This is a genomic window from Affinirhizobium straminoryzae, assembly GCF_007004135.1.
Taxonomy (GTDB): Bacteria; Pseudomonadota; Alphaproteobacteria; order Rhizobiales; family Rhizobiaceae; genus Neorhizobium; species Neorhizobium straminoryzae.
The window spans coordinates 1-17,776 of sequence record NZ_VJMG01000090.1 but is presented as its reverse complement, the minus strand read 5'-3'; the positions used below and the strand labels follow the sequence as shown (position 1 = coordinate 17,776).

General features: G+C 63.8%; 22 protein-coding genes, 1 tRNA gene and 1 riboswitch. Of the genes, 12 read left to right on the top strand and 11 right to left on the bottom strand.

Annotated features, from left to right (window positions below):
- Positions 1-257: 257 nt before the first annotated feature.
- Both FNA46_RS24335 and FNA46_RS24330 read left to right on the top strand, forming a co-directional pair.
- Entirely contained in the window at positions 258-752 is a 495-nt protein-coding gene (locus tag FNA46_RS24335) for a peptide deformylase (RefSeq protein WP_143127829.1), read from the top strand.
- A 120-nt stretch (positions 753-872) separates the two neighbouring features.
- Positions 873-1,364 (top strand): BON domain-containing protein, encoded by a 492-nt coding sequence (locus FNA46_RS24330; RefSeq protein WP_143127828.1) that lies wholly within the window; start codon positions 873-875, stop codon positions 1,362-1,364.
- Between the two features lie 15 nt (positions 1,365-1,379).
- On the opposite strand, the gene FNA46_RS24325 is transcribed toward FNA46_RS24330, so the two are convergent.
- Together FNA46_RS24325 and FNA46_RS24320 are read right to left on the bottom strand one after the other, a co-directional pair.
- On the bottom strand, positions 1,380-1,808 hold the full coding sequence (locus FNA46_RS24325; protein WP_143127827.1) for an OsmC family protein: 429 nt from the start codon (positions 1,806-1,808) through the stop codon (positions 1,380-1,382).
- 285 nt (positions 1,809-2,093) lie between these two features.
- Positions 2,094-2,178: transfer RNA gene (locus FNA46_RS24320), tRNA-Leu, on the bottom strand.
- Between the two features lie 186 nt (positions 2,179-2,364).
- On the opposite strand from FNA46_RS24320, the gene lipB reads away from it, so the two are divergent.
- The 8 genes from lipB to sugE all read left to right on the top strand — a co-directional run bounded on the left by lipB (position 2,365) and on the right by sugE (position 9,185).
- Complete coding sequence (gene lipB, locus FNA46_RS24315) at positions 2,365-3,087, top strand: lipoyl(octanoyl) transferase LipB (protein WP_143127826.1); 723 nt, start codon at positions 2,365-2,367, stop codon at positions 3,085-3,087.
- 85 nt (positions 3,088-3,172) lie between these two features.
- Positions 3,173-4,102 carry a DMT family transporter gene (locus FNA46_RS24310; protein ID WP_246103353.1) on the top strand — a complete coding sequence of 310 codons (930 nt, stop codon included), beginning with the start codon at positions 3,173-3,175 and terminating at the stop codon, positions 4,100-4,102.
- An 88-nt stretch (positions 4,103-4,190) separates the two neighbouring features.
- Positions 4,191-5,318 (top strand): S-(hydroxymethyl)glutathione dehydrogenase/class III alcohol dehydrogenase, encoded by a 1,128-nt coding sequence (locus FNA46_RS24305; protein WP_143127825.1) that lies wholly within the window; start codon positions 4,191-4,193, stop codon positions 5,316-5,318.
- A gap of 116 nt (positions 5,319-5,434) precedes the next feature.
- Positions 5,435-6,679, top strand: a complete 1,245-nt coding sequence (locus tag FNA46_RS24300) for a methyltransferase domain-containing protein (RefSeq protein WP_143127824.1) — start codon at positions 5,435-5,437, stop codon at positions 6,677-6,679.
- Positions 6,680-6,714: 35 nt separating this feature from the next.
- Complete coding sequence (locus FNA46_RS24295; RefSeq protein WP_143127823.1) at positions 6,715-7,188, top strand: YaiI/YqxD family protein; 474 nt, start codon at positions 6,715-6,717, stop codon at positions 7,186-7,188.
- On the top strand, positions 7,185-7,847 hold the full coding sequence (locus tag FNA46_RS24290; protein WP_143127822.1) for a DUF1345 domain-containing protein: 663 nt from the start codon (positions 7,185-7,187) through the stop codon (positions 7,845-7,847). Before FNA46_RS24295 ends, FNA46_RS24290 begins: the two co-directional genes overlap by 4 nt.
- A 43-nt stretch (positions 7,848-7,890) precedes the next feature.
- Entirely contained in the window at positions 7,891-8,724 is an 834-nt protein-coding gene (gene fghA, locus FNA46_RS24285; RefSeq protein WP_143127821.1) for an S-formylglutathione hydrolase, read from the top strand.
- A 146-nt stretch (positions 8,725-8,870) separates the two neighbouring features.
- Positions 8,871-9,185 carry a quaternary ammonium compound efflux SMR transporter SugE gene (gene sugE / locus FNA46_RS24280; protein ID WP_143127820.1) on the top strand — a complete coding sequence of 105 codons (315 nt, stop codon included), beginning with the start codon at positions 8,871-8,873 and terminating at the stop codon, positions 9,183-9,185.
- A 68-nt stretch (positions 9,186-9,253) separates the two neighbouring features.
- Here the strand turns inward: sugE and FNA46_RS24275 are convergent, their stop codons facing one another.
- The 7 genes from FNA46_RS24275 to crcB form a co-directional block, all read right to left on the bottom strand.
- Positions 9,254-9,652, bottom strand: coding sequence for a DoxX family protein (locus FNA46_RS24275; RefSeq protein WP_143127819.1), 399 nt, complete (start codon positions 9,650-9,652; stop codon positions 9,254-9,256).
- Positions 9,653-9,789: 137 nt separating this feature from the next.
- Complete coding sequence (locus FNA46_RS24270) at positions 9,790-11,094, bottom strand: alpha/beta hydrolase family protein (protein WP_185969986.1); 1,305 nt, start codon at positions 11,092-11,094, stop codon at positions 9,790-9,792.
- 112 nt (positions 11,095-11,206) lie between these two features.
- The gene (locus tag FNA46_RS24265; RefSeq protein ID WP_143127817.1) at positions 11,207-11,695 is read right to left on the bottom strand and encodes a hypothetical protein; all 489 of its coding nucleotides are present in this window, start codon (positions 11,693-11,695) and stop codon (positions 11,207-11,209) included.
- 52 nt (positions 11,696-11,747) lie between these two features.
- Complete coding sequence (locus FNA46_RS24260) at positions 11,748-12,536, bottom strand: ATP12 family chaperone protein (protein ID WP_143127816.1); 789 nt, start codon at positions 12,534-12,536, stop codon at positions 11,748-11,750.
- Positions 12,537-12,546: 10 nt separating this feature from the next.
- Positions 12,547-13,200: an HAD-IA family hydrolase gene (locus FNA46_RS24255; protein WP_143127815.1), complete on the bottom strand. Its 654-nt coding sequence runs from the start codon at positions 13,198-13,200 to the stop codon at positions 12,547-12,549.
- The gene (locus FNA46_RS24250; RefSeq protein WP_143127814.1) at positions 13,197-14,192 is read right to left on the bottom strand and encodes an RluA family pseudouridine synthase; all 996 of its coding nucleotides are present in this window, start codon (positions 14,190-14,192) and stop codon (positions 13,197-13,199) included. The genes FNA46_RS24255 and FNA46_RS24250 overlap by 4 nt, the downstream gene beginning before the upstream one ends.
- Positions 14,193-14,290: 98 nt before the next feature.
- Complete coding sequence (gene crcB, locus FNA46_RS24245; RefSeq protein WP_143127813.1) at positions 14,291-14,668, bottom strand: fluoride efflux transporter CrcB; 378 nt, start codon at positions 14,666-14,668, stop codon at positions 14,291-14,293.
- Positions 14,669-14,777: 109 nt separating this feature from the next.
- On the opposite strand from crcB, the gene FNA46_RS24240 reads away from it, so the two are divergent.
- Complete coding sequence (locus FNA46_RS24240) at positions 14,778-15,050, top strand: hypothetical protein (protein ID WP_143127812.1); 273 nt, start codon at positions 14,778-14,780, stop codon at positions 15,048-15,050.
- A gap of 72 nt (positions 15,051-15,122) precedes the next feature.
- Here the strand turns inward: FNA46_RS24240 and FNA46_RS24235 are convergent, their stop codons facing one another.
- Both FNA46_RS24235 and FNA46_RS24230 read right to left on the bottom strand, forming a co-directional pair.
- On the bottom strand, positions 15,123-16,184 hold the full coding sequence (locus FNA46_RS24235; protein WP_143127810.1) for a copper chaperone PCu(A)C domain-containing protein: 1,062 nt from the start codon (positions 16,182-16,184) through the stop codon (positions 15,123-15,125).
- 79 nt (positions 16,185-16,263) lie between these two features.
- The gene (locus FNA46_RS24230) at positions 16,264-16,653 is read right to left on the bottom strand and encodes a DUF2946 family protein (protein ID WP_143127808.1); all 390 of its coding nucleotides are present in this window, start codon (positions 16,651-16,653) and stop codon (positions 16,264-16,266) included.
- Positions 16,654-16,821: 168 nt separating this feature from the next.
- Positions 16,822-16,909, top strand: a riboswitch (glycine riboswitch).
- A 156-nt stretch (positions 16,910-17,065) separates the two neighbouring features.
- Between FNA46_RS24230 and FNA46_RS24225 the strand changes: the two genes are divergently transcribed.
- Positions 17,066-17,776: aminomethyltransferase family protein (locus FNA46_RS24225; protein ID WP_483923588.1), on the top strand; the 711-nt coding region annotated here is incomplete at its 3' end.

The following is a 17,776-nucleotide window of genomic DNA, read 5'->3' as shown; positions in this document are numbered from 1 at the left end:
CCGCGTGCGCCATCATGTGGCTCATCCACATGATGGCGCACGCGGTCTTCTTCGATGTTCGTCATGCCCGCCCTCGCCTGCACATCTGTGGGTCGCCCTTGGCTGCCGATGGCAGAATGGCTGCGAAAAGCCGAATGTCAACAATTGGATAGGACGGAAATCCGGGAAGGCTGCACGTGCCGCCGACAAGCTGATAGAAGGCTTGGCGGGAACCTTCGCCCGCCCGCCCCGAACCGCCACGCCAGACGGAAGATGCCGTGCCTGTCAGACCGATTCTCCGCTATCCCGATCCCCGCCTCTCGACGCCCGCCGCCAGGGTCGACGAGTTTGATACGATCCTTCGCCAACTGGCCGACGATCTCTTGGACACCATGCGGGCCGCCCCCGGCGTCGGCATCACCGCGCCGCATATTGGCGTGATGCGGCGGATCTCCGTCATCCAGCTCGCGCCGGACGCGCCAGTCCTTGTCCACGTCAATCCCGAGATCATCGCGGCCTCCGGCCCGGAGCAGCGCTTTACCGAAGGCAGCGTCTCCATGCCGGGCTTCACGGAAGAGGTGGAGCGACCCGGCCACATCCGCTTCCGCCACCAGGACCTTGATGGCACCTGGCACGAGGACGAGGCGGACGGCTTTCTTTCCACCTGCATCCAGCACGAGATTGACCAGCTCGACGGCATTTTCTGGACACGCCGCCTTTCGCGGCTGAAGCGGGACAGGCTGCTGCGCAAATACGAGAAAAGCAGCCGCTGACATCACCCTGACGACAAGGTCACCATTATGCGCGGCACACTTTTGCGCGACCCGTTGCCGCGCGGTCGAACCATCCGGCTGCATCTGCGTTAAGGGTCTAGCAGACATCAGGAGGCACAGATGGCGTCGAACAAACCTGTCAACGACATTTCCCGCGAAGAAGACTATCGCGACTACGACAGCCGCAACATCGATGACGGCTGGCCCTATGCGGATGCCGCCCGCGCCGGACAGGTCGACAATGCAGCCTATGGCGACACGAGCGCCAATTTCGACCGGGAGCGCAACAGGGGCTACGGCGTGGATACGGCGGACGTGGAGGGACAGGAAGAGCCGGTTCGCGACAGCAACACACCGGCAACCATCGGTGCGGAACAGGCAGACGATCTGGAAGAAAGGGTCAGCGACACGATCGAGGCCCTGGATCTCGTAGCCATGGAAACCATCGACGTGCGCGCAGACGGCGGCACGGTAACGCTGGAGGGTGAGGTGGATGACGATGCCACCGCCCGCAAGATCGTCGCCGCCGTTCGGCGCGTGCCTGGTGTTTCCCGCGTCGTCAACGACCTGACGCTGCTCGGCATCGACAGCCTCATCCCGGACGAGGACTGAGGAAACACGCAGCCGTCAAGCGGCCGCTGCGGTGACGGTGATCTCCGGAAGCACGGACAGCGTGTTGCTGACGGTGCAGAGCTTCTTCGCGAGCGCGACAATCTCCTGACGCTGCGCGTCGGTATAGGCACCGGCGATACGGATGTCGGCATGGATGGCCGCAACACGCGACGGCCCCTCATGCGCCTTTTCACCGGCCACATGCGCGGTCACGCTCTCGAAAGCATCCAGCAGGTGCAGCTGCGACACGGCACCCTTGACACTGAGCACCAGGCAGGCTGCCAGCGACGCATAGAGCATGTCGAGCGGATTGAAGCCCGGATCGGACACGCCTGTCGTGACGTCCAGCGCTCCGCCGGTCTCGCTGACCAGCGAGGCATGGCCACGCGCCGCCATCGTTGCGGTGGCGCCGGTTGCGCGCGTCTTCATCTTGATCTCGACCATATTGCCGTCCTCGTCCTGAATGTCGACCGGGTGAACAGTGCTCACAGCCAGCCAGAAGCATTGCAAGGATATCGGCGAGTCTTCACCAAGCCGTCAATGCCAAACCGGTTTCCGATGGTCGCGTGACAATCGTGCATGAAGGCAGCCCCCTCGGGCTCGTATTCCATGGCTCAGATGAAGAGAATGACGGCGGCCGGGCGCCGGAACGAACTTTGCACCATACCCGAGACAATGTCGGCAAGTGGCTGCCAGACAACAAAAAACCCGGCTTTCGCCGGGTTTGTTTGGTGCGGTCGAGAAGACTCGAACTTCCACGGGTTGCCCCACAGCGACCTCAACGCTGCGCGTCTACCAATTCCGCCACGACCGCATCGTGGTAGGCCGTCTTGCGTCGGCGAGGGAGCATCTAGCAAAGGGTTTTCCCCGGCGCAAGTGTGCCGTGACAGTTTTTTGAAAGATAAAATCACGCGGGAAAATCCTATATAGGGAAATCCCGCATTTGCGGGCTTTCCGCCTGTGGATAGTCCGCCGCCATTTCGTTTGAAGAGAAAATGCCATGCTGACCCGCACCGATCTCGACCATACAATGTTGCCCGCAGAAGGTTCGCCGCCCGTACGCTGGCGGATTTCCGATTCCCTGGTGCCCTATGACGAAGCGCTTTCGGTGATGGATGCGGAGGTGGCAGCGATCGCAGAGGGACGGGCAGACGAACTCGTCTGGCTTCTCGAACATCCGCCGCTCTACACGGCGGGCACCAGCGCCGACTCGGCCGACCTGATCCAGCCGGACCGCTTCCCGGTCTTTGCCACCGGCCGCGGCGGCGAATACACCTATCACGGTCCGGGCCAGCGGGTCGCCTATGTGATGCTGGACCTGAAGCGCCGGCGGCAGGACGTGCGCGCCTATGTGGCTGCCCTCGAGGAGGTGATCATCCGCTGTCTCGGTGCGATGAACGTGCGCGGCGAGCGGCGCGAGGACCGCGTCGGCGTCTGGGTGCGCCGCCCGGAAAAGCCGCTTTTGCAGGATGGCACGCAGGCCGAAGACAAGATCGCCGCGCTTGGCATTCGCCTGCGCCGATGGGTGAGCTTTCACGGCCTGTCGATCAATGTCGACCCGGACCTCACACATTTTTCCGGCATCGTGCCCTGCGGTATTTCCGCCTACGGCGTGACCAGCCTGGAAGATCTCGGCATGCTGGTGATGATGCAGGATGTCGACATAAGACTGCGCCAGGCCTTCGAAGAGGTGTTCGGCCCCACGGTGAACGACGGGGCCTGATGCCGGCAGCACGGATAGCGGCGGCCCGAGGCTTGTAAGGGCGGGGCGTCCTGTGGTTGAAAGAGGCGCCACAGGAAAGCCGCCCATGCCCAAGACTGCCGCCTCTGCCGAAACCTCCGTCAAGGGCATGGCGCTGATGGCCTGCTGCATGGTCGTGCTGCCAATGATGGATGCGATCGCCAAATACATGGCGACCTTCGAGACCATGTCGCCGGGACAGGTGACCTTCTACCGCTTCTTCGTGCAGCTTGTGGTGCTGGCGCCGCTGTTCTTCTGGACGGTGGGCGGCTTCGGACAGGTCAGGCGCCCCTGGATGAACATGCTGCGCGGTGCCCTGCATGCCGGCGCCAGCCTGATGTTCTTCACCGCCGTCAAATACATGCCGCTTGCCGATGTCTTCGCCATCTATTTCGTCGAGCCCTTCATGCTGACGATCCTGTCGGCCCTCTTCCTCGGCGAAAGGGTCGGCTGGCGGCGCTGGCTGGCGATTCTCGTCGGCTTTGGCGGGGCGATGATCGTCATCCAGCCAAGCTTTGCCATCTTCGGCTGGACCTCGCTGCTGCCGGTCGCCTGTGCCGCCCTCTTCACGCTCTACCTGTTCCTCAACCGCGCGCTCGGCGAGGGCGATTCGCCGCTGACCATGCAGATGATGTCCGGCGTCGGCGGTACGCTGTTCATGGGTGTCGTGCTCGTGGCGGGGCACATGGCAGGGATTGCCGATTTCCACATGTCCCTTCCCGGCTCCGGGCTTGGCCTCGTGCTGCTTCTCGTCCTCGGCTCGCTGTCCGGCTATGTGCACCTGCTCGTGGTGCGCTGCTTCCGCATGGCCTCCGTATCGCTCCTGGCCCCCTTCCAGTATTTCGAGATCATCTCCGCGACAGTGCTGGGCTACCTGCTGTTTGCCGATTTTCCGACGCCATCGAAATGGCTCGGCATCGTCATCATCGTCGCCTCCGGCCTCTTCATCATCTGGCGGGAGCAGCGGCAGAACCGCATGGCCGAGACGCCGGCCTGAGACAGGCGCCTGCCGCTTTCAGGGTTGAGCCCCGTCCCCGTGCATGCCACAACCGGTCCCGGAATCAGAACACTCAGGGAGAAAGCACATGGACGTCCGCGCCGCCGTTGCCGTTCAGGCCGGCAAACCGCTTGAAATCATGACCGTGCAGCTGGAAGGCCCGCGCGCCGGCGAGGTGCTGGTCGAGGTCAAGGCGACCGGCATCTGCCATACCGACGACTTCACGCTGTCGGGCGCCGATCCGGAAGGCCTGTTCCCGGCGATCCTCGGCCACGAGGGTGCCGGCATCGTCGTCGATGTCGGGCCTGGCGTCACATCGGTGAAGAAGGGCGATCACGTGATCCCGCTCTACACCCCGGAATGCCGCGAATGCCCCTCCTGTCTGTCGCGCAAGACCAATCTCTGCACGGCGATCCGCTCCACCCAGGGCCAGGGCCTGATGCCGGACGGCACCTCGCGCTTCTCGATCGGCAAGGACAAGATCCATCACTACATGGGCTGCTCCACCTTCGCCAATTACACGGTGCTGCCGGAAATCGCCGTCGCCAAGGTCAACCCCGACGCGCCCTTCGACAAGATCTGCTATATCGGCTGCGGCGTGACGACGGGCATCGGCGCCGTCATCAACACCGCCAAGGTGGAGATGGGTTCGACGGCCATCGTCTTCGGTCTCGGCGGCATTGGCCTCAACGTCATCCAGGGGCTCCGTCTCGCCGGTGCCGACATGATCATCGGCGTCGATCTCAACAACGAGAAGAAGGCCTGGGGCGAACGCTTCGGCATGACGCACTTCGTCAACCCGAAGGAGGTCGGCGACGATCTGGTGCCGTTCCTCGTCAACATGACCAAGCGCGGCGCCGATCAGATCGGCGGCGCCGACTATACCTTCGACTGCACGGGCAATACCCGCGTCATGCGCCAGGCCCTGGAAGCATCGCATCGCGGCTGGGGCAAGTCGGTCGTCATCGGGGTTGCCGGTGCCGGCCAGGAAATCTCGACGCGCCCCTTCCAGCTGGTCACAGGCCGCACCTGGATGGGCACCGCATTCGGCGGCGCGCGCGGCCGCACCGACGTGCCGAAGATCGTCGACTGGTACATGGAGGGCAAGATCGAGATCGATCCGATGATCACCCACACCATGCCGCTGGAGGACATCAACAAGGGCTTCGAGCTGATGCATTCGGGTGAAAGCATCCGCTCGGTCGTGCTATACTGACACAGGGCGTTGAGGACGACAGCCTTGCGAAAGGCACGTCCCGGAGAAGACAAGAGGGCGCCGACGGGCGCCCTTTTTTTGATGAGAGGCAGCCGTCCGGCACGGCGGGGGATGACATGGCGGATCGCATCATATCGGGCTCGGTCAAGGCAGATGGCAGCATCCTGCAGGGCCAGGGCTTCCAGGTCAGCCACAAGGGCGCCGGACACTACCTGATCGTCTTCCAGCCGCCGCTGCTCGAGGTAGCCGGCGGCATGGTGCAGTTGATCGATGCGCAGGGCGCACGTGGCTGGCGCGCGGGCGTGGGCTCCGTCGACGGACTGCATGCGACGATCCGCATCGACGATGCCGCGGCGCGTGCCTCGGACGCCCATTTTTCCTTCGTTTTTTCCGGCCGCGGCCATGGCAGCCGGCGCGCCGAACCCGCAGCAACAATGCCACTGGACCCGACGCAGGTGATGGCGGAGCCTGCGATCGGCAGTCCGCCCCCAGTCGTGTCCTTCCCGATCAGCGAACGGATCCGCCGGGCCATGACGCCCGAGCCGCCCACGCCCGCACCGGCAGCCCCGGCCGATTCCGTCTCGCTTGCCCAGCAGGCGCAGATCGACCGGCTCAAGCAGATGACCCAGCAGGTTCTGCAGCGGTTGCAGATGGAAAACCGCATGCTGAAATCGAGGCTCTCGCTGCTGTCGCCGGACGAGGCGCCGGAAAGCGAAGCCGCACGGCAGGCACCCTCGCATCTGGGCAACGGACCGGGCATGCCCGCCCTCGCCCGTCTTCTCGATCTGCCGTCGGCGAAACGCGTGCTCGATATCGGCCCGGGCTGGCAGGATCGCGCCCCGCATCTTCTGGCCGCCGGAAAGACGCTGAGCGTCGCCGTCCGCGACGATGCGTCGGGCGATACAATCGCGGGCGTCTCGCGGATCCCGTTTCCGCTGGCGCCCGAAGAACAAACGGAGCCCTTCGATGCCGTGATGGCCTGCCACGCGCTGCAACGGGAGGCAAACCCGCATCGGTTTCTGCGCGCTCTGCATGCCGCCCTTTCGGAGGAGGGGTGCCTGCTGCTGTCCGTGCCGAGCCTGCGGTTTCCTCTCTTGAGCGGCGACCTGACGCTGTGGACGGGCGGCCTTTTGCTTTATCATCTGGTGCTCGCCGGCTTCGACTGCCGGGAAGCCGGCTTGCAGGTGGACCGTGGCGAACTCTGCCTTGCTCTTGTCAAGCGCAGTTGCCCCGCCTGGACGGAAGGCACAGCCCTGCCGGCGCTCGAATCGCTTCGCCCGTTGCTGCCGCCGCAGCTGGATTTCATTGCCGAGGCGGAAGGCCACTGCTTCAATGGCGACATCCGGCGTCTGAACTGGTAAGCGATGCTGACCGAAGCGACGAAAGACCCTGAACCTTGATCTATGTGGATGCCGATGCCTGTCCGGTGAAGCCGGAAATCCTCAAAGTCGCCGAGCGGCACGGGATCGAGGTGACCTTCGTTGCCAATTCCGGCCTGCGTCCCTCCCGCGATCCCATGGTGAAGAACGTCATCGTCTCCGGCGCCTTCGATGCGGCCGATGACTGGATTGCGGAACGGGCCGGGCCCGGCGACATCGTGGTGACGGCCGATGTACCGCTCGCCGTCCGCTGCGTGGCGCGCGGTGCCCTCGTGACTGGCCCCACCGGACGCGTTTTCGATGAGGCGAACATCGGCATGGCGAGCGCCATGCGCGATCTCGGCGCGCACTTGCGCGAAACCGGCGAGAGCAAAGGCTATAATGCCGCCTTCACGCCGCGCGATCGCTCCAGTTTCCTCTCGACGCTCGATCGCCTGTGCCGACGCGCCAGACTCACCCCCGGAGATTCGGCAGGAGAACAGCCCGCATGACCGAACTGCCCAACAGCTGGCGCCACCGCCGCCAGAGCCCGTTCTACATGGCCGGGCTCGCCGGGCTTGTGCCCCTGCCGATCCTGCTGGTGATCGTGCCCAGACTTGCCATCGAACTCTCCGTCATCCTGTTCTTCCTCGTTTATCTCGGCAGCATCGCGCGGCGCATCCCCCACCTTACGGTGAACCGGCTGAAGACCAGCCGCGAACGCGACGATGCCCCGGCCTATACCATTCTGGTCGTCACCCTGCTGGCCGTCGTCGCCTCCGTCGGCGCGCTGTTCAACGCGCTGAACCGCTCGCATGATCCGAGCCTGTTCGAAGTCGTCATCGCCTTTGCCTCGGTCATCGGCGGCTGGCTGACCATCCACACCATGTTCGCCATGCATTACGCCCACCACTACTGGCGGCGGGTGGATGACGGATCCGGCGGGCTTATGCTGCAGGGCGGACTGAGCTTTCCCGAGACGAAGGAGCCGGCGGGCTATGATTTCCTCTATTTCTCGCTGGTGATCGGCATGACGGCGCAAACCTCCGACGTCGCCATCACCACCACGACCATGCGGCGGATCAATCTTGCCCATGCGGTACTTGCCTTCTTCTTCAACACCATCCTCGTGGCAGCAGCCGTCAATGCCGTCGTGTCGTTGGCCGGCTAAACCCGTTCATTCCCCCATCATAATCTCCAGGGAGACCACCGCGATGAAGATCCTCTCGCAGAACACCGCCTTCGGCGGCATGCAGGGCGTATTCCAGCACGAATCCGAGGCCTGCCAGTGCGACATGACCTTCGCCGTTTTCGTGCCGCCGCAGGCAATTTCCGAGCCGCGGCCGGTGCTGTGGTACCTTTCGGGCCTTACCTGCACCCATGCCAATGTGATGGAAAAGGGCGAGTACCGGCGGCTTGCCGCCGAACTCGGGCTGATCATCGTCTGCCCGGACACCAGCCCGCGCGGCGACGACGTGGCGGACGAGAAGACGAACTGGCAGATGGGCAAGGGGGCCGGCTTCTATCTGGACGCCACCGAAAAGCCCTGGGCGGACCACTACCGGATGTACACCTACGTGACCGAGGAACTGCCGGCGCTGGTGGCCGAGCACTTTCGCGCGGACATGGGCCGTCAGGGCATTTTCGGCCATTCGATGGGCGGTCACGGCGCCATGACCATCGCGCTGAAGAATCCGGACCGCTTCCGCAGCTGCTCGGCCTTCGCGCCCATCGTCGAACCCTCGACGGCGGACTGGTCGGCCCCGGCCTTCGAAAAATATTTAGGGGCGGACCAGGCGGCCTGGCGGGCCTATGATGCCTGCGCGCTGGTCAGCGATGGCGCACGCTTCCCCGAATTCCTGGTGGATCAGGGCAAGGCCGATGGTTTCCTCGACACCGGCCTGCGCCCCTGGCTGTTCGAAGAGGCGATCAGGGGCACCGACATCCGGCTGACGCTGCGGATGCACGAGCGCTACGACCATTCCTACTACTTCATTTCCACCTTCATGGACGATCACCTGCGCTGGCACGCGGAGCGGCTTGTGTAAGCTGATCTTGACATTTCGACCGGCAGGTCTTGATCCTCGCCCGTCCTGTCCCACATCAGGTGTACGCGGACGACCGCGTGCACCGGTAGCTCCCGGTGCGGATGAATCGCGGGGACGACCCTGATCTCTATTCAGGGAGCATTCTCATGGCCTGGATCCTTCTCCTCCTTGCCGGCATTTTGGAAACCGGCTGGGCCATCGGCCTCAAATATACCGAAGGCTTCACACGTCTCGTTCCGTCGCTCGCGACGATTGCCTGCATGGTGGCCAGCATCGGCCTGCTCGGCCTTGCGCTGCGTGATCTTCCCGTCGGCACCGCCTATGCGATCTGGACCGGAATCGGCACGCTGGGCGCCGTGACCCTCGGCATCGTTCTGTTCGGCGATCCGGCAACCCCGCTTCGGCTCGCCTGCATCGGCCTGATCATGGCCGGCTTGATCGGGTTGAAGCTCGTGGGATGAGGCGGCAGCAAAAAACCCTCGCGCCGTGTGCCGGTGCGAGGGCCCTTAAGTCATGGCCGCGAGACTGATCAGGCCTTTTCGCGGTTGTCCACCGACAGCGCGCCGGCGCCCGCAAAGACGAAGAACAGGAAGATGAAGCAATAGAGCACGGCCGCATCGCCGCCGTTCAGCGACGGGAAGAAGCTCTTCGGGAAATGGAACATGAAATAGGCGACCGCCATCTGGCCGGACATGATGAAGGCAGCCGGCCGGGTGAGGAACCCGATTGCCACCAGGGCGCCGCCGATTAGTTCGATCAGGGCGCCGATCAGGAACAGGGTGGACAGCGTATCACCGGCTCCCGGCTGCGGCCCGGGGAAGGCAAACAGCTTCATGGTGCCATGGGCGAGAAACGTCAGGCCCGAGATGATGCGCAGCGCGGCAAGCGCGTAAGGTTGGAATGCGTCGAAACGTTCAGACAAGGACAATACCCTCTCCTGCAAGACAATGAACGTCCGAGCGTTATCGTTGCAGTGCAGCAATGAACAATCAACTGCACTCCCACCCCATCACATCCGCTTGATCGTGCTGCACAAATTGCCGCAGAGAGCGGCGAGGCGCCGCGTTACTGCGCCGTCAGGTGCTCAAGCCGCAGCCCCTGGGCCGTGCGGTTGCGAAAACCTTCCCAATAGCTGTGGCCGGACTGGCGCCGTCCATCCTTGTCCACGGCATAGACACCGTCCTCGGACCGCTCGACGAGATCGAGATAACGCCCCCTGGCCAAATCGCCCTTCAGCTTGAGGTCGAACCAGACGGTCGCGAAATGCTCTGCGATATTGTTCATGCGGACCGTGTCCCAGACGGGATCAGCATAATGTTCGAACGGCGCAAAACCGAGTTCGGGACTGACGGCAAAGCTTTCCGCCGGCGCGGGCATTGGCGCCGCAGCATTGTGGTTGGCATGGTCGAAGGTCAGAAGATAGCGGTCCACGGATTTCGCACCCGTAAACAGCGGACGGATACCCTTCTGGTAGTCGGACACATCGTCGGCGCTGCCGGCCATGAAGAAGATCGGCACCTTTACCTCGGAAAGACCCGCCTCGTCCCACATGCCGCGCTGCATCCCCCAGGGCGCTATGGCGAGGATCGCCTTGAAGCGCGGCTCGAACAGGGCAGCATGGCTGCCACTGCCCTCCTGATGCACCGCCAGCAGGCCATCCGGCGCGCTCCAATCCGCCTTGACCGCCTTTTCGGACACGCCGGCACCGGCGGTGATCATGGCGCCATAGCCGCCCATGGAATAGCCGATCAGCCCTGCCTTGCCGGCATCCACCAGACCGGACAGGAAATTGCCGTCCTGCCCGCTCATGGCGGCGATTTCCGACAGCACGAAGCGCTGGTCGAGCGGCCGGTTGACCAGCGTGCTGCCGAAGGCCGCGCGGTCATTGTAGGTGCTGTCGGTATGATCGATGGAGGCGACGACATAGCCCTTGCTCGCCAGGTTCTCTGCGAGCGGCGACAGCAGATAGCGGTTGCCTGGATAGCCATGCGAGACGATGACGAGCGGATATGGATCGACGCCCTTTTCCGGTGCCGCGTCGCGCACCGCCTGCCCCGCAATGCTGACTTCCGTCTTGCCGTCGCGCAGAAAGACCTTGTAGGTGCCACCGGGCTTGTCGACCACGGCCGGATACCAGATTTCGACCGTCAGCGGACGATCATAGCGTGGGGCCGGTTTGCCGGCTTGTGCATTCACAACGTCAATCTGGCCGGGATTGGTGAGCGTCAGCGTACGCACGCCGACGCGATGCGAACCATAGGCGGCAAGCTCGGGCGCATCCGGACGGATGCGATCGATGCGGTTTTCGTCGGCAAGGGAAACGGCGGGCAAGAACAGGCTCACGAACAGCGTCAACAGCGGGCGGTGCATCACGGGTTTTCTCCTCTCCAGGGCACATTGGCAAGATGGCCGACGGGAAACATAGGCCAACGCACAGGCCCGCCCGTGATGGCTATGAATGGCAACATGCCTGTGACAGGCTTCAAGGGAAAAGTGCGGTGGCAAGCGTCGAGGGCACCGTATCCTGCAGGCGGAAATCCTGCACCACACGCTCGGCGATCCGCTCCGCCAACCGCGCATCCGCATGGGTGGCATCAAGGGCAAAGGCGGAAACGGCAAAGCTTCCGACAGCCACTTTTTCTCCCGTCACGACTGAAACCGCCTCGACCGTGACCTGTGCCCTGAAACGACCGCCGAACAGCAGCGGGAGATAGACGGTATCCTCGATGCGGATGGTAAGGACCGCGCGTGGCAAGGCCTGCTGCCGGAAGGTGGCGCGAATGGCGGACGCCACCAGACGATCCGTGGCCGACAGGAGATTGTGGGACACCTCCGGACGCGCCGTCACGAAGGCGGCGCGGACATCATAAAGCAGCGTTTCGGGGCGCGCTTCGTCAGCCGGCATCCGGAAGCTGCCGAGCAGCAACCAGGCCATCACCAGACAGAACAGACGAAGAGACCGCAACAGCATGAATCACCGGAGAGATTTTCCCCGATGATCTGAAAACAGGGTTAGGAGAGCGTTAAGCCGGAGCGCGCAATGCCGCAAAAACGGCCACCGCTGCCTGCATTTCCACCAGTCGCTTGGCACGACGAGCCTCGGCCTCGGCGTCCGTGCCCCAGTGCTCGTTCGTCCAGTCCTCCTCAAGATGCGCGAGCGACCAGATCGCCTCGGCATCACGAAAGCCTTCCGCGAAGGCGATCGCAAGGAGCGCCGAGCCCGTCAGCGTGGTCACCGTATGCAGAGCCGCAAGATCAAGCGGCGTCGAATGGCGGCGAAGGGTCAGCGAGAGTGCTGCAATCGCTTCCGGCGGCTGTTCCTGCGGCATGATGCCTTCGATCAGGATGAAGCGGGCGCCAAGCGTCGAGGCCGCCCAGTCCAGCACCGGATCCCAGGCCTCTGCCTGGCGCGCCACCAGTTCGGCCGGCGCCTCGGCCCGGTAGCAGAGCATGTCGCTGCCGGCAAAGCGCAGGATTTCTTCGAAGACCGCCTCGCTGGCCGCAGCAACACCATCGATCGCCGTGTTGACGAGACGCGTCACCGGCATGGTCGAAGGGTCGATCACCTCACTCTGGGCGGCCCATTCGGCGCGGATCAGGTCGGCGAGCGCTGCCGTCGGCACCGTCAGCGCGTTTTTCGCCGGCGTCTTCACAGGGCGGCCATCGAGCTGGATCGCATGTCCGTCCGGGCCGGCCGCAACGCCGGTTTCGGTGTAGAAGCGCTTCGGCAGTGGCTTCTTCATCTGGATCTGCGCACGGCGCGTCGGATCGGGGTGGCTCAGCCCGTCGGGCAGGTCAAACAGGTCGCGCATGAAATCTTCCTCAGCCGATGTGGTGCAGCAGATCGAGCGGATGATCGACGATCACGTCGGCACCGGCCGCACGCAGGTCGGGAACGGAGGCATAGCCCCAGGACACGCCGATGGCCGTGGCGCCTGCCGCCTTTGCCATCTGCATATCATAAATGGCATCGCCGATGACAAGAGTGTGTTCCGGCCGCATGCCGGTTTCGTCGCAGCACTCCGTCACCATGGCCGGGTGCGGTTTCGATGGACAATCGTCCGCCGTGCGGCTCACCACGAAGAAGGGACGGAAGCCATGCGTGTCGAGGATCATGTCGAGGCCTCGGCGCGACTTACCGGTGACTGCGCCGATCAGCAGATCCTCGCGCGGGGCAATCGCGTCCATCACGGCGCGGATTCCCTCGAACAGCGGCTCGCGATAGTTCAGATCGCTGCGCACCACGGAGAACAGCGACTTGTAATAGGCCATCATGCGAACGGCCTCGTCATCCGCATGCAGCTTGCCGTCGATGCGGGCAATGGCGATATCGAGCGTCAGGCCGATGATCGACTTCGTCGCCTGGAGCGTCGGCTCCGGCTTGTCGAAGTGCAGGAAAGTGCGGCGCATGGTTTCGTGGATCAGCGCCACACTGTCGACCAGCGTTCCGTCGCAATCGAAGAGAACCAGCTTCATTGGTCGTCCCTGTCGCCGAGTGTCTGGTCGAAGCCGAGCAGGTTCCAGCTCTGCACCATGTGCGGCGGCAGCGGTGCCGTGACCTTCAGCCGTCCGCCGGAGGGGTGCGGAATGTCGATGTGACGCGCATGCAGGTGGAGGCGCTTCTGCATGCCGCCCGGAAAGTCCCAGTTCGGATCATCCTCGAAATATTTGGGATCGCCGATAATCGGATGGCCGAGGTGCAGCGCATGCACGCGCAACTGGTGGGTGCGCCCGGTATAGGGCTCCATTTCCAGCCAGGCGAGGCGCTGCGCCGCCGTCTCGATCACCCGGTAGAAGGAAACGGCATGATCCGCTCCCTCCTCTCCGTGTTTGGCAATGCGCATGCGGTCGCCATCCGGCGTCTGCTCCTTCACGAGCCAGGTCGAGACCTTGTCCTCGTGCTTGCGCGGCACGCCCTTGACCAGCGACCAGTAGGTCTTCTTGGTGTCGCGCTCGCGAAAGGCCGCCGTCAGCTTCTGGGCGGCGCCGCGGGTGCGGGCAATCACCAGAACCCCGGAGGTGTCGCGGTCGAGACGGTGCACCAGGCGCGGCTTCTCCCCCTTCTGGTTGATCCAGGCATCCAGCATCTTGTCGATATGGCGGGTGACGCCCGAGCCGCCCTGCACGGCAAGGCCGGCCGGCTTGTTCAGCACGAAAACCTTGTCGTCCTCGTGCAGCAGCATGCGGGCGAGAAGCTCGGCATCCTCGCCGTGCTTCAGATCCTTGCCGCCGATCGGTCCGGATTTCGGGCCGCGCGCATCCACATCCATCGGGGGCACGCGCACCATCTGGCCGGGCTGAACCCGGCTGTCGGATTTGACGCGGCCGCCATCCACCCGGATCTGGCCGGAGCGCAGCAGCTTTTGCAGCGCACCGAAGCCGAGCCCCGGATAATGTATCTTGAACCAGCGGTCGACGCGCATGCCGGCTTCGTCCGCCTCGACGCGGATATGCTCGATGCCTGCCATGAATTCTCTTTCTGTCTGGATTGGCCGCCAAACGGCCCTTTGCCCCAGCCTTTAGATGATTTCAGGCCGGAAGGGAAAGAGGAAATCCGGGATGCCTGTCACAGAACCGCGCGGCCGACGGCAAGGCCGCCGAAAGTGGCGGCAAGCGAAATGATCACGCTGACAAGGATGTAGCCGAAGGCCGCGACGATCGCGCCGCGCTCGTAAAGCGCAATCGTGTCGAGCGAGAAAGAGGAGAAGGTCGTGTAGCCGCCGAGGAAACCGACCACGATCAGCAGCCGCATTTCCATGGAGGCGTTCAGCTTGCGCGCCACGAGTTCGGTCAGGAAGCCGATGGCAAAGGAGCCAGCGATGTTGACCGTCAGCGTTCCCCAGGGGAAGGCCATGCCCAGCAGTCGCGTCATGATGACGCCGGTCAGATAGCGGCAGACAGAACCGACGGCGCCGCCAAACGCCACCAGCAGAATATGGATCATGGCCATTCCCATCCTTGAAATCATGCATTGATCGGCATTCTAGCGAATGGATTAATGCCTGGCCAAGAGCTGAGCCAGTATCCTGTCACATTCAAGGAGATGGCGTGCAATGACACAGGTACTTTCCGTTTCTGCCGTCACGGCCGGCTATGTCATGGAGGCGGCAAAGCCCGCGCGGCGCGTGGCAACGGCTGACAAGGTGAAGGATGCGCAGGTGGATGCCGAGCGCAACGAGGTGCGCAAGGCCGGTGCCGATGCGTCAGAGGTTGCGGGCCTCATCCCGGCTGTCGCGGTCAGCTTCGATGTCACGACCAGCCGCCAGCATCAGCCGCAGCAGCAGGCAAGCCTGCAACAGGCACGCAACGCCTACGAGGAAATCTGATCGGGCCCTTTCGGGTTGCTGCGGTGCCGGGCATGCCCCCGGCACCGTTCGTATCTTGCATTCGTGAGGCGATCAGTTGTGCTGATGACCCCCGGGGCCTGCAGCCGCGACCGGCAGCACGACATCAACCTTGCCCGCCTTCTCGAAGGTGAAGGTCACCGGCACCGTCTCGCCCTGCTTGAAGGGTTGCTGCACCTTCATGAACATCAGGTGCAGGCCGCCGGGCTTGAGTTCGACCGTCTCGCCGGCGGGAATCACAATCCCCTTATCCAGCTGACGCATGACCATCACATCCCCCTTCATCGCCATTTCGTGCAGTTCCACGGTGCCGGACCGTGCCGATTCGGCGGAAACGAGGCGGTCCGCTTCCTTACCGTTGTTGGTCACGGTGATATAGCCGCCACCGACCGGCTGGCCGGGCAGCATGGCCTTCAGATAGCCATGACCGATCGACAGCGAGCCGACCGTGACCGGCTTCATGTCGACATCCCCGTCAGCAGCCGCAACAGCGTCCTTCATCGCGCCGTGACCGGCATCGCCATGCCCCATGCCGGCGTGATCCATACCCGCATGATCCATTCCGGAATGGTCCATGCCGCCACCCGCAGGCTTCTCACCACCGGCGCTGACCTTCAGCAGCGGCGCCGGATCCTTCAGCGAATGCGGGTCGGTGCCGGGTGCGGCCACTTCGTCCCATTTCTCGGTATCGCCGCCGCAGACCTGGATGGTCTTGAACGGCAGCGCGGTTCCATCGGCCACACCCGCAAGCTTGCCCTGCATGACGAAGACATCATAGTTGTCATCCGGCAGGCTGCCATTCTTCCAGCGAATCTCCAGCGGCCCGGATGTCTCCTTGGTACCGTGGTTGTCATAGGGCTTGGCATAATCGCCCTTGATGATCTCAAGGTCCCAGCCAGCCTTCGGCTGCGGCTTGGCGCCGTAAAAGCCGTCCGGCAACGTCACCCGCACTTCGTTCGTCGGTTTGCCGGCGCAGCCATGGGGTACCTGCAACTGGATGACGACATAGGAATCGGGCTTGGCCGGGCCATTGGCCAGCGTCACATGCGCCTCGGCTGCGCCTGTCATGCAAAGAGTCGCGAGTGCGGCACCGGTCAGGAATTGGGTTCTCGTCATGGGTCAGTCCCTCCAGCGGCGGGGCCTTTGGCCGTCCAGCCGCTCAATCCGTTCATAGGTTTGTCTTGAAGCGAAAGGATCAGGTCAGGACGGGCGGTGCGCGTGAACGGGCCTGCGGGATGGACAGGCCGCCGGAAATCGCGGCCTGTTCCACCGGGCCGTTGAACAGGGAAGCCGCAGGCTTGAGAAGCCAGGATTCGCTGGCTGGTGTCGGCAGCAGCAGGCTGGCGGCCAGCAGGCAGACCTCGCAGGCGAAGGATGCGGCCGGATGCGGCCGGTCATCCGGGTGCTCGCCCAGGTGTTCCGCGCACAGCGACGCGAAGGTGCCGTCCGGCAGGCGATAACTTTCCGCAAGCTCGGGCCGTGCTGCGGCAGAAAGCGGCGCATGCGGGGCAAGCCCCAGCAACAGGAAGACCATGGCGCACAGCATGCGCAGGATCTTCCGCCCTGAACTCCGGCCTGACGCCATGTTCCTCTCCGTTTGCCCGTTCCTTAGCCCAGATTGGCGCGATGTGCAAAAGCCGGATTGTCGCGGGCCGGAAAGATCCGGTGCCGCATTCTGTGTGCAGGGCGACAGAATTCGTGTCACCTGCGACATTTGGCTCTTGCCAAGCAGGGGGTCTCGCCCATAATGAGCGCAACCCCGCTGGGAGAAACCGCTTCGATGCGGCGCCGAAGGAGCAACCGCCCCGGAAACTCTCAGGCAAAAGGACCAGCGGGACCTGCAGGACTCTGGAGAGAAGCCTTTTTACGCGAAGGGCTCGCCGAAGGGATAACAATCTCAGGCGCGAAGGACAGAGGGGGCTCATGAAACGGCGTGACATCGCGCCAGATACTGAGCTCGTGCGGACGTGGATCCGCGCACGACCTGGAGGCTTTCCTTGACCGATACCGGCCAATTGCTGACCACCGCTTTGCATGCCCTTCACCTGTCGCTCGGCGCCCGCATGGTGCCCTTCGCCGGCTATGACATGCCCGTGCAATATGCCGCCGGCGTGCTGAAGGAGCATCTTCACACCCGCGCCAAGGCCGGTCTGTTCGACGTGTCGCACATGGGTCAGGTCATCGTGAAGGCGGCATCCGGCGCCTATGCCGATGCGGCCGCAGCGCTTGAGAGGCTGGTTCCGGTCGATATCCTCGGCCTCAAGGAAGGCCGCCAGCGCTACGGGTTTTTCACCGACGATCAGGGCGGCATTCTCGACGACCTGATGATCACCAATCGCGGCGACCACCTGTTCGTGGTCGTCAACGCCGCCTGCAAGGCTGCCGATGTGGCGCATATGCAGACGCATCTCTCCGGCTGTTCCGTGGCGCTGCTGGAGGACCGGGCGCTGATTGCCCTGCAGGGGCCGGCGGCGGAAGCCGTGCTGGCATCGCTTGCGCCGGATGTCGCCGCCATGAAATTCATGGATGTTCGCGATGTGACGCTGGTCGGCGCCGCCTGCATCGTCTCCCGCTCCGGCTATTCCGGCGAAGACGGCTACATGATCTCCGTGCCCGCGACAAAGGCCGAGGAACTGGCCAGGGCGCTGCTGGCGCATCCGGATTGCGAGGCGATCGGCCTTGGCGCCCGCGATTCGCTGCGGCTCGAA

Bases quoted from the DNA above. Each gene is read 5' to 3' on its own strand.
- FNA46_RS24240 (WP_143127812.1), top strand. From the start codon at position 14,778: ATGACACAGGTACTTTCCGTTTCTGCCGTCACGGCCGGCTATGTCATG.
- sugE (WP_143127820.1), top strand. From the start codon at position 8,871: ATGGCCTGGATCCTTCTCCTCCTTGCCGGCATTTTGGAAACCGGCTGG.
- FNA46_RS24255 (WP_143127815.1), bottom strand. From the start codon at position 13,200: ATGAAGCTGGTTCTCTTCGATTGCGACGGAACGCTGGTCGACAGTGTG.
- FNA46_RS24290 (WP_143127822.1), top strand. From the start codon at position 7,185: ATGACCGAACTGCCCAACAGCTGGCGCCACCGCCGCCAGAGCCCGTTC.
- FNA46_RS24325 (WP_143127827.1), bottom strand. From the start codon at position 1,808: ATGGTCGAGATCAAGATGAAGACGCGCGCAACCGGCGCCACCGCAACG.
- lipB (WP_143127826.1), top strand. From the start codon at position 2,365: ATGCTGACCCGCACCGATCTCGACCATACAATGTTGCCCGCAGAAGGT.
- FNA46_RS24235 (WP_143127810.1), bottom strand. From the start codon at position 16,184: ATGACGAGAACCCAATTCCTGACCGGTGCCGCACTCGCGACTCTTTGC.
- FNA46_RS24230 (WP_143127808.1), bottom strand. From the start codon at position 16,653: ATGGCGTCAGGCCGGAGTTCAGGGCGGAAGATCCTGCGCATGCTGTGC.
- FNA46_RS24250 (WP_143127814.1), bottom strand. From the start codon at position 14,192: ATGGCAGGCATCGAGCATATCCGCGTCGAGGCGGACGAAGCCGGCATG.
- FNA46_RS24265 (WP_143127817.1), bottom strand. From the start codon at position 11,695: ATGCTGTTGCGGTCTCTTCGTCTGTTCTGTCTGGTGATGGCCTGGTTG.
- crcB (WP_143127813.1), bottom strand. From the start codon at position 14,668: ATGATCCATATTCTGCTGGTGGCGTTTGGCGGCGCCGTCGGTTCTGTC.
- FNA46_RS24300 (WP_143127824.1), top strand. From the start codon at position 5,435: ATGGCGGATCGCATCATATCGGGCTCGGTCAAGGCAGATGGCAGCATC.
- fghA (WP_143127821.1), top strand. From the start codon at position 7,891: ATGAAGATCCTCTCGCAGAACACCGCCTTCGGCGGCATGCAGGGCGTA.
- FNA46_RS24305 (WP_143127825.1), top strand. From the start codon at position 4,191: ATGGACGTCCGCGCCGCCGTTGCCGTTCAGGCCGGCAAACCGCTTGAA.
- FNA46_RS24260 (WP_143127816.1), bottom strand. From the start codon at position 12,536: ATGCGCGACCTGTTTGACCTGCCCGACGGGCTGAGCCACCCCGATCCG.
- FNA46_RS24310 (WP_246103353.1), top strand. From the start codon at position 3,173: ATGCCCAAGACTGCCGCCTCTGCCGAAACCTCCGTCAAGGGCATGGCG.
- FNA46_RS24270 (WP_185969986.1), bottom strand. From the start codon at position 11,094: ATGCACCGCCCGCTGTTGACGCTGTTCGTGAGCCTGTTCTTGCCCGCC.
- FNA46_RS24330 (WP_143127828.1), top strand. From the start codon at position 873: ATGGCGTCGAACAAACCTGTCAACGACATTTCCCGCGAAGAAGACTAT.